This is a genomic window from Mycobacterium sp. 1245801.1, from assembly GCF_001673055.1.
Taxonomy (GTDB): Bacteria; Actinomycetota; Actinomycetes; order Mycobacteriales; family Mycobacteriaceae; genus Mycobacterium; species Mycobacterium europaeum_A.
Genome location: NZ_LZKY01000289.1, coordinates 1 through 9,256, shown reverse-complemented (window position 1 = coordinate 9,256; position 9,256 = coordinate 1). Strand labels below are relative to the sequence as shown.

Annotated in this window: 8 protein-coding genes and 1 pseudogene; 8 read left to right on the top strand and 1 reads right to left on the bottom strand. The window is 66.6% G+C overall.

The window, feature by feature from the left end; all coding sequences use genetic code 11:
- The 8 genes from A5622_RS29295 to A5622_RS18565 all read left to right on the top strand — a co-directional run.
- The coding region (locus tag A5622_RS29295) for a hypothetical protein (protein WP_232002999.1) at nt 1–265 on the top strand (265 nt) is incomplete at its 5' end.
- A gap of 222 nt (nt 266–487) precedes the next feature.
- A complete protein-coding gene (locus A5622_RS18595; protein WP_066866513.1) occupies nt 488–1,171 on the top strand; it encodes a TetR/AcrR family transcriptional regulator in 684 nt (227 codons plus the stop codon).
- Between the two features lie 249 nt (nt 1,172–1,420).
- A complete protein-coding gene (locus A5622_RS18590; protein WP_066866515.1) occupies nt 1,421–2,623 on the top strand; it encodes a cytochrome P450 in 1,203 nt (400 codons plus the stop codon).
- Nucleotides 2,623–3,459 (top strand): mycofactocin-coupled SDR family oxidoreductase, encoded by an 837-nt coding sequence (locus A5622_RS18585; protein ID WP_066880472.1) that lies wholly within the window; start codon nt 2,623–2,625, stop codon nt 3,457–3,459. The genes A5622_RS18590 and A5622_RS18585 overlap by 1 nt, the downstream gene beginning before the upstream one ends.
- A 29-nt stretch (nt 3,460–3,488) precedes the next feature.
- Entirely contained in the window at nt 3,489–4,457 is a 969-nt protein-coding gene (locus tag A5622_RS18580; RefSeq protein WP_066866519.1) for an enoyl-CoA hydratase/isomerase family protein, read from the top strand.
- A gap of 19 nt (nt 4,458–4,476) precedes the next feature.
- Nucleotides 4,477–6,828: a CaiB/BaiF CoA-transferase family protein gene (locus A5622_RS18575; RefSeq protein WP_066880470.1), complete on the top strand. Its 2,352-nt coding sequence runs from the start codon at nt 4,477–4,479 to the stop codon at nt 6,826–6,828.
- Entirely contained in the window at nt 6,825–7,586 is a 762-nt protein-coding gene (locus A5622_RS18570) for an SDR family NAD(P)-dependent oxidoreductase (RefSeq protein WP_066880469.1), read from the top strand. The genes A5622_RS18575 and A5622_RS18570 overlap by 4 nt, the downstream gene beginning before the upstream one ends.
- Before the next feature lie 19 nt (nt 7,587–7,605).
- Nucleotides 7,606–8,883 carry a hypothetical protein gene (locus A5622_RS18565; RefSeq protein ID WP_082994631.1) on the top strand — a complete coding sequence of 426 codons (1,278 nt, stop codon included), beginning with the start codon at nt 7,606–7,608 and terminating at the stop codon, nt 8,881–8,883.
- 74 nt (nt 8,884–8,957) lie between these two features.
- Here A5622_RS18565 and A5622_RS18560 read toward each other — a convergent pair.
- Nucleotides 8,958–9,256: pseudogene (locus A5622_RS18560) on the bottom strand (hypothetical protein); the annotation flags it as partial.

Here is a 9,256-nt window from a genome sequence, read left to right as displayed (position 1 = left end):
CCGCCGCCTGGCTCGGGTCGCTCGGCCTGCTCGCCGCCGCGATGAGCGGCTGCCAGCACGCGCACCGGCCCGCACCGGCAATGGGGCGATCTTGACCACCGGTGGGGGTGGCGGTGGCGGGGGCGCGATGGTGCTCGGCGGCGCGGTGGTCGATGAGCTGGACGGTGCGGGCCGGTGCGCGTGCTGGCAGCCGCTCATCGCGGCGGCGAGCAGGCCGAGCGACCCGAGCCAGGCGGCGGCATTGCGCACGCGCAAACGACGGTGAATCATCCGAACTGACTCTACTCGCCGGCCATTGGTTTTCCGTCCGACGGGAAGCCTTGCACCGCAATTTCTTTGGTGTGTATCAGCGTGGAACGTCGAATTCGGACACCCCGAGTCGGCGCCGTCGTCGGGGATGAGCTGCCTTTATCCGACACCCTGGCGCGGTGGAGAATGTGCCCTTTACCGACACTATAAATATAGAGTATGGTCGCGATTCAAGCTCATGGACAGACGACGAAAACCCAATCCCGCCGAGCGCCGCCGCGACCTATGCGACGCGGCAATTCAGCTGTTGGCCGATGACGGGGCCAAGGGATTGAGCCATTTGAAGGTCGACCGCAAGGCCGGAGTGCCGGACGGAACGACCTCGTTTTATTTCCGCACCCGATCGGCGTTGCTGCGCGCGGTGGCCGAGCGCTCCGCCGAGCTCGACCTCGCCGAGCTGCAGGCGATCGCGGACAGCTCCGATGCCGACGCCGCACATCGCGCACCGTCGCGGTTGTCGCAGGTCGTCATCCAGGCCGGCAGCGATCCGCAGCTGTACCGAACCAGGGCCCGTTACGAGCTCACCATGCAGGCCACCCGCGACCCCGCGTTGGCCGCGATCCTGCAGCAGGCCACCGACGAGTTCACCAAGCTGCACCGGGAAATCCTGGTGCAGCTCATGCCGCACGGCGCGGACCTGGATCCGGCCGTCGTCGAGGATCTGAGCAACGTCACCCTGACGTTCATCAACGGTCTGCTGCAGCGGTTCGCCCACGGCGACCGGATCATCGACAGCGCCGAACAGCTCGACGGGATCCTCTCGGCGATCGCCGCCGGGATTTTGAGGAGTTCGGACAAGGGGCGGCTCACCCAGACGGGTGGTCTGCGGCTGTTGGGCCGCGGGGCGGCCGGGTCGGGATGAGGGCGCCGACCGGACACGGCGCACCGGGCTCTGGCTCTTGCCAGGGCGTCCGCTGTATGGTTCTCTACGACAATAGAGTAAGCCCACGTTCATGCGTCGTTTTCTCCCGCGCTCGCGCAGCAGTGACAGCGACGCAATTAAGCGGAGTGTATAAATTGCCCGGACCGAATCCAGCGCTGCAACGCTGGCAGCGCTAGCCCTGGTGCAGGTAATGCGGGTACCGAAAAGTGCAGCGGTAGGAGGGTTTTCGTGACGGCGAGCACCGACAGCAGTGTTCGGTTCGATCCATACGATGTCGGGCTGATTGCCGACCCGTATCCGATGTTCGCGCGATTGCGCGAAGAGGCTCCGCTTTATTTCAACGCCGAATACGACTTTTACGCGGTGAGCCGTTACGCGGATGTCAGCAAGGCGCTCGTTGACCATGAGACGTACAGCTCCGCGCGGGGCGCCATCCTCGAGCTGATCAAGGCGAACCTCGAGATCCCGCCGGGCATGTTGATCTTCGAAGACCCGCCGATTCACGACGTGCACCGCAAGCTGCTGTCGCGGATGTTCACCCCGCGCCGGATCGCCGCGCTCGAGCCGATGATCCGCGACTTCTGCGCGCAACTGCTGGATCCGCTGGTGGGATCCGGACGCTTCGACTTCGTCACTGACTTGGGTGCGCAGATGCCGATGAAGGTGATCAGCATGTTGCTCGGCATCCCCGAAGACGACCAGGAGTACATCCGCGACCGCGGCAACGCCCAGCTACGCACCGAGGCCGGCAAGCCGATGGACGCCGCCCAGCATGGCCTGTCCGTGGGCGAGCAGTTCGAGGCCTACATCGACTGGCGCGCCGAGCATCCGTCCGACGACATCATGACCGAACTGCTCAACGTCGAATTCGTCGACGAGACCGGTACCACCCGCCGGCTGTCCCGCGAGGAGATCCTGGTCTACCTCAACGTCGTGGCCGGTGCCGGCAACGAGACGACGACACGGCTGATCGGTTGGTCCGGAAAGGTTCTCGCCGAACACCCCGACCAGCGTCGCGATCTCGTGGTCAATCCCACTCTCATCCCGCAGGCCATCGAGGAGTTGCTGCGCTACGAGCCGCCCGCCCCACACGTGTCGCGGTATGTCACCCGCGACGTCGTGGTGCACGACGAGACGGTGCCCGAAGGCAGCGTGATGATGATGCTCATCGGGTCGGCCTGCCGCGACGAGGCCCAATTCGGGCCCGACGCATCCGAATTCAACATTCACCGCGCGGTCCGCCCGCATCTGACCTTCAGCATGGGCACGCACTTCTGCCTGGGCTCGGCGCTGGCCCGTCTGGAGGGCCGCATCGCCCTGGAGGAGATCCTGAAGCGATTCCCCGAATGGGAGGTCGACCTGAACAGTGCCACCCTCAGTCCAACCTCCACGGTGCGGGGCTGGGAGTGTATGCCGGCGCTGGTGCCGTGATGACCGGCCGGGTCGAGGGCAAGGTGGCTTTCGTCAGCGGTGCCGCCCGCGGACAGGGCCGCAGCCACGCCGTGCGGCTGGCGCAGGAGGGCGCCGACATCATCGCGGTCGACGTCTGCGGGCCGATCGAGCACCTGGCTTATCCCCACTCGACACCGGAAGACCTCGCCGAGACCGCGGATCTGGTCAAAAACCTCGACCGGCGCATCGTCACCGCCCAGGTGGACGTCCGCGACTACGACGCGCTGAAGGGCGCGGTGGACGGCGGGGTGGAACAGCTCGGTCGCCTCGACATCATCGTCGCCAATGCCGGCGTCGGGACCGACGGCAGAAAGCTGCACAAGATCCGCGAGGATGTGTGGCAGGACATGATCGACATCAACCTCAGCGGTGTCTGGCACACGGTCAAAGCCGGTGTGCCACACATCCTTTCGGGCGGACGCGGCGGGTCCATCGTGCTCACCAGTTCGGTGGGCGGCCGCAAGGCCTACCCGAACACCGGTCACTACATCGCCGCCAAGCACGGCGTCATCGGCCTGATGCGAGCCTTCGCCGTCGAGTTGGGCCCGCACCTGATCCGGGTCAACTCCGTGCTGCCCACCCAGGTCAGCACCACGATGGTGATGAACGACAACACCTATCGGCTCTTTCGTCCCGATCTGGAAAATCCCGGACCCGACGACTTCGCCCCGATCTCGCAGATGATGCACGCACTGCCGGTGCCTTGGGTGGATGCCATCGACATCAGCAACGCTGTCCTGTTCCTCGCCTCTGACGAATCTCGTTATGTCACCGGCGTTTCGCTTCCCGTCGACGCGGGCAGCTTGCTCAAATAGGCGCTAACCCCCAGTGAAAGAAGAAGCCCATGCCTGAATACGATTACGAAAAGCTGAAGAAGGAAGCCGAGCAGTACATCAAGTTCGAGAAGGACAAGAAGAACCGGATCGCCTACATCACGTTCAACCGCCCGGAAGAGCTCAACTCGACCACGCTGGGCATGCGGCAGAACTACGCGGACCTGATCCACAAGTGCAACGTGGACGACGACGTCAAGGTGGTCGTGATCCGCGGCGAGGGCCAGGATTTCGGCAGCGGCGGCGACCTACCCGAGCAGCGCCCGATGCTGGAGAACCCGGGCCTGCCGCTGCACCACGAGTTGGCGATCAACGACGACGACGTCAAGTACCCGCCGGGCGGCTCGTACCGGTACCTGTCCACCGTCACCGACTTCTACGCCAAGGCCCGCGCCGGAAACCGCCCGCTGCAGGAGCTTCGCAAGATCAGCATCATCGAGGCCAAGGGCTACTGCTACGGATGGCACTTCTATCAGGCCGGCGACGCAGACCTGGTGATCTCGTCCGACGACGCGCTGTTCGGGCACCCGGCCTTCCGTTACGTCGGTTGGGGACCGCGGCTGTGGTGGTGGGCCGAGACGATGGGCCTGCGCAAGTTCTCCGAAATGCTGTTCACCGGACGGCCGTTCAGCGCGAAGGAGATGTACGACTGCGGATTCGTCAATAGTGTGGTGCCCCGCGACCAGCTGGAGGCCGAGACGGAGAAGTACGCGCTGGCATGCTCGAAGTCGCGTCCGACCGACACCGTCGCGGTGCAGAAGACGTTCCTCGAGCTCTACAAGCAGCACAAGGGCGAGTACTTCGGCAGCCTGCTGACCGGCATGGTCGAGGGCATGTTGCCGATGATCAAAAACGACGCGGAAGAGGTCGACCTGACGGGGGGCACCTTCGAAAAGGGTCTGAACAATGTGGTCAAGGACAACGACCTCAACTTCCCGCCGGAGTGGCGCCTGAGCCGCTCGGGACGCGCGAAGCCCTGACCGATTTGGCGGGGCGTACATGTCCGCGCTGACGGGTATCAGGATCGTCGAGTTAGCCGAATCCGTCGCGGGCGAGTATTGCGGAAAGCTGCTGGCCGACTTCGGCGCCGAGGTGATCAAGATCGAGGCGCCGAAGCGCGGCAGCGCGACCCGCGCCATGGCGCCCGTCGTCGGCGACGGTTGCGAAGGCAGCGCCCTGTTCGCCTACCTCAACACCAACAAACGCTCGGTCGTTCTCGATCTCGGCTCGGCGGCCGACATCGAGCGGCTGCACCGGCTCATCGACACCGCCGACGCGGTAGTCGAAGGCCGGACCGCGGGCTGGTCCGCGCAACACCCGTCGGTGGTCTGCTGCTCCATCACCCCGTACGGCGAAGGCGTGGCCGCCGAGTTCGACAATGCTCGCAGCATCAATGTCTTTCACGCCAGCGGCTGGGGATATCACACGCCGAGCCACCCCGACCCGACCAAGCCGCCGCTGCAGGGTCCCGGCCGCTTCCTGGCCGACTACGAGGCGGGGCTGGAGGCGGCGCTGTGCGTCGCGTCGTCATTGTGGGGACGTCTGCACACCGGGAACGGCGAGTTCATCGACATCTCCGAGCAGGCCGTGCTGGTGTCGCGCGCCGATTGCATCCTGGGCCGCCTCGTCACCGGCGAGGTGCCGGCCGACGGTGAGCGCGGCGACTACGATCAGGCGGGGCCGGCGTCGTTCTTCGCCTGCGCCGACGGTTTCGTCTACTTGTACATGACCAGCCGGTCCCACTGGGCCGGGGTGAAAAGCCTGATGGGACAACCGGACTGGCTCGATGGGTTCGAGGACGACTGGCTGGAGTTCTACGTCACCGCCGAGAAGGTCACGGCCTTTCAGCGCGGCTTCGCCGCATGGGTCGCCGGCCTCGCCAAGGAGGAGGCCTCGGAACGGGCGCAGCGGCTCGGTGTGCCGCTGGTGCCCGTCAACGGCGCCGCGGACCTGAACCAGTCGCCGCAGTACCGCCATCGCGGTTTCTTCCAGCGGGTCCGCCATCCGGTGCTGGGTGACGCGGCGTATCCCACGGTGCCGTACGCGTTCAGCGCATCGCCCGCCCGGATCACCGGCGCCGCACCGCGGCTCGGCGAACACACCCGCGCGGTCATGGACAGCATCGACGCTCCGCGCACCCGGCCGGCGGTCAGGCCGGCCCAACTCAAGCCACCCAAGAACCCGCGGGGTGGGCCGCTGGAAGGGGTGCGCGTCGTCGAGCTCACCAAGGTGTGGGCCGGCCCGTACGCCGGAAAGCTGCTGGCGATGCTGGGCGCCGAAGTCATCAAGATCGAGACGGCCGACAGCCCCGAGGAGATGCGTGCCTACGGCGGCACGGACATCAACCATGCGCCCTACTTCTTGAGCATCAACCCCGAGATCCTCAGCGTTGACCTCGATATCAAATCGGCCGACGGGATGGCACGGCTGCGGGAGCTGATCGCCCGCAGCGATATCGTCCTCAACAACCTGCGCCCCGGCGCCATGGAACGCCAAGGCCTGGGGTACCGACAGCTCACCGAGATCAAGCCCGACATCATCTCGGTGTCGATCAAGATGTGGGGCAACGACGGGCCGCTGGGCCACCAAACCGGTTATGCGCCATGCTTTGCCGCGCTGGCCGGACCGGCAGCGCTGGTCGGCTATCCCGGCGGCCCGCCGCTGGGGACCAGCATGCGCTACGGCGATTCGACGGTCGGGGCGGCCGCGGCCTATGCCGCCGTGGTGGCATTGCTGCATCGCGAGTTCAGCGGCGCAGGGCAATTCGTCGATCTGTCGGCCGTGGAGACGCTCTCCTCGATGATCGGTGACTGCCTGTTGGAGCAGTCGCTGACCGGCCGGCAGCTGGGTCCGGCCGGCAACAACCATCCCGACATGTGCCCGCACGGCTGCTACCCGTGTGCCGACGGCGCTTGGGTCACGGTAGCGGTCGCGACCGACGCCGAATGGCTCCGGTTGTGCGAGGCGCTCGACGCCGCGACGCTGGCCGACGATCCCCGCTACGCGACGGGCGATTCGCGACACCGGCACGCCCGGGCGCTCGACGCGGACCTCGCCCGGCTCACCCGAGACCAGGACGCGGAGCGGCTCGCGCAGCGGCTGCGGGCCGCCGGGGTGCCGGCCGCCAAGAGCGCCACTTCGGTGGATGTGATTGGGGATCAGCGGTTGTGGGACCGGGAGCTGTACCGGTTCGTCACGGATCACCGCGAAGGTCAGCGGCCGGTGCTCGGGCCGTCCTGGCGGATGGCGCGTTCCCCCGCGCGGATCGCGCGCGGCGCGCCGGACCTCGGCGAGGACACCGACTACGTTTTACACGAGATACTCGGCACGCAACCGACGGGCGGAACATGACGACACTGGCGCGCGCAGCGGCCCTGGTCACCGGCGCCAGCAGCGGCATCGGCGCGGCGACGGCCCGAGCGCTGGCGGCGCAGGGCGCGGCGGTCGCCTTGCTGGCGCGCCGGGCCGAGCGGCTGGAGGAGCTGAAGGCCGAGATCGAATCCGTCGGTGGGACAGCGCTGGTCGTGGCGGCCGACGTCACCGATGCCGAACAGGTGGCGTCCGCGGTGCGGCGCACCGTCGCGGAGCTGGGACGCCTCGACATCCTGGTGAACAACGCGGGCCTGATGCAGTCGGCGCCCGCGACCGAGGCGTCGCTGCGTGATTGGGACCAGATGGTGTCGGTCAACGTGCAGGGCGTCCTCTACGCCACGCGCGCGGCGCTTCCGCACCTGATCGAGGCGGCCGCCGACGCACCGCGCGGGGTGGCCGATCTGGTCACCATCAGTTCGACCGCCGGCTGGGTCGCGCGGCCGAACACCGCGGTGTATTCGCTGACCAAATTCGGGGTGAACGCCTTTAGCGAGGGCCTTCGCCAAGAGGTGCTGGGTAAGCGGGTCCGGGTCGGGGTGGTGGGTCCCGGAACCGTGGACACCGAGATCTTCAGTCACCTGGCCGAATCGTCGCGGGAGGCGTTCGAACGGCAGACGGCCGGCATGGTCATGCTGCGGCCCGAGGACATCGCTGATGCCGTGTTGTTCATGGTGACGCGCGACCGCCGGGTGGCGGTCAATCACATGTTGGTGCGCTCGGCCGAACAGACCTGGTAGCGGCGTGGCTTCGGACTGGGTGATCGGTGACCACCACGGATTGCCGTTCCCGGCCGACCCCGCGTCGTTGCGCAGCGGCGGGGCGAGGTTTTTGACCGAGGCGTTTCGGGCCTCCGGGGTGCTGGATGGCAACGGCGTGGCCCGGATCGGCGACTTCCGCGAGATCAGCGGTGGCAGCACCGGACGCAAGGCGGTGCTGTCGGTCGAATATGAAAGGCCCGCAACAGGTCTGCACACCGAGCTGTTCGTCAAGTTTTCCCGCGACTTCGACGACCCGGTGCGCGACCGCGGAAAAACTCAGATGCAGGCCGAGGTTCGGTTCGCCTCCTTGGCGCGAGCGCCCGGATTCCCCATCGCGGTGCCCAGCCCGCAGTTCGCGGACTACCACGGTCCGACCGGTACCGGCATATTGATCACCGAACGAATCCGCTTCGGCACTAACGGGATCGAGCCGCAATACCACAAGTGCCTCGACTACGAGATGCTTAATCCGCTGGAGCATTACCGTGCGCTGCTGACCGCGCTGGCGCGGCTTGCCGGCACGCACCGGTCCGGCCGGCTGCCCGCGGACCAGACCGCGCACTTTCCGCTGGATGTGCAGGCCGCGACGGTGGGGGAGCGGGTGTCGCTACCGGCGGGCAAACTGGAACGGCGGATCGACCGGCTGGCCGAGTTCATCCGTACCCATCCCGGGCTGGTGCCCGCCGGCACCGGCTCACCGGAATTCCTGGCGCGCATGGCCGATGAGGCGCCCCGATTGGCGCAGTATGAAAACATTGTCGCCGATCACCTGGCCGCCGACGCCGACTACGTTGCGCTGTGCCACTGGAACGCCAACATCGACAACGCGTGGTTTTGGCGAGACGCCGACGGCACGCTGCGCTGTGGATTGATGGACTGGGGATGCGTCAGCCAGATGAACCTCGGCATGGCGTTGTGGGGAGCCATGTCCGGCACCGAAAACGACATGTGGGACACCCATCTCGACGACTTGTTGGAACTATTTGTCGCGGAGTTTCAACGCTATGGCGGTCCGCACCTGGAGCCGGACAGGTTGCGCCGGCACACGCTGCTGTATGCGGCGGTGATGGGCGTGGCCTGGCTGTTGGACGTTCCGGCGTTGCTGCGCAGGCGATTCGACGCCGCGCCGAGCAGCCGCACGGACCCGCGGATCAGGGCCGACGAGAGCGTGCGGGCGCCCCTGCAGATGCTGTCGAACCTGCTGTTGCTGTGGCAGCGGTACCGCATCGGAGACCTGCTCGACGAGGCACTCGCCGAAGGTGTTCGACTGAGCTAGCGCCCGACCTCGGGCGCCGGTCCAGATCATGCTTCAATTCGCGAATGCTGCACTTGCACCACGAGTTTCGTGTGCTACGCCTCACCGTCGTCTCCGTCGTGGAGGAGTTTTTCGGGGTGGTGGAAGGTGTTGGTGCGGGGTTGGCCGGTGTCGAGGTGTGGGGGTGGTTTCCATTGGGTGTCGCCGTGGGTGTTTGTGCGGGTGGTCCAGCCGCCGGGTCTTAGTAGGCGGTGGTGGGGGCCGCAGGCGAAGGTGAGGTTGTTGACGTCGGTGGTGTGGCACTTGCTGTAGTCGGTGACGTGGATGCTCCTATGCAGCGTCAAGTGTGTCGAGTGATGGGTTGAGGTCGGCTTGGAGGGCTCGGTAGAGCTCG